Below are 767 nucleotides of genomic sequence, written 5' to 3' on the forward strand. Positions count from 1 at the left end.
CCCGGGCCGCTGGGCGCAGCGGCACGTCGGAGGCGAGGAGCGCCACGGCGTCGGCGACGGCGTGGAAGCGTGACGAGCCGAGCGCGCGGAGCGCCGCGGAGTGGGCGCGGGTCCGCGCGAGCGTCAGCTGCCGGTCGAGCAGGGCGCCGGCCCGCGAGGCGCCGACGGTCAGGGTGGCGGTCGCCGACGGGATCGGTGACGGGAGCGGTGGCGGGATCGCCGGCGGGATCGGTGGCGCGGACCCGGTCGCCGGCGCGGCGTCCGGCGCTGACGACGCTGACGTCGCTGCCGGCACGGCGAGCCCGGACAGCCGTCCCAGCGCGGCCACCAGCCGGTGCAGCCGCGCGGTGCACGCGTGTTCCTCGCCCAGCGTGGCGGACAGCCAGGCCAGCTCCCCGCGGAAGTGGCCCGCCCACGCGGGGTCGAACAGCGCCCCGTACGTGTCCAGCGTGGAGCCGATCGCGCGGGCCGAGCCGCGCAGCTCGCGCGCCGCCTGCTCGGACGCCACGCTGCCTGAGCCGCTCTCGCCGTTCAGCCGCAGGCCACGCAGGAAGTCACCGGCACGGTCGCGCAGGTACCCCGACAACGCGTCCCCCGCCGTCGGCAGTCCCCCGGCCACCCCCCCCCCCCCCCCCCCCCGTCCGCTTTTTGCCCCCCCCGGGTTCGTGAGACTCTCTGTTCAATTTCTGTCTTCCGTCATTTCTGTTTAGCCTCGTCTTTCTTGAATGAGAGGGGGGGGGGGGGGGGGGGGGGGGGGGGGGGGGGGG

1 protein-coding gene is annotated in these 767 nt (G+C 76.8%); it reads right to left on the minus strand.

What is annotated here, in order from left to right:
* A partial coding sequence (locus JFN87_RS33290; RefSeq protein ID WP_209346252.1) for a CHAD domain-containing protein occupies positions 1–619 on the minus strand: 619 nt, incomplete at its 3' end.
* Positions 620–767 lie beyond the last annotated feature (148 nt).

The sequence above is a fragment of the Streptomyces montanisoli genome (genome assembly GCF_017813245.1).
GTDB classification, from domain to species: domain Bacteria; phylum Actinomycetota; class Actinomycetes; order Streptomycetales; family Streptomycetaceae; genus Streptomyces; species Streptomyces montanisoli.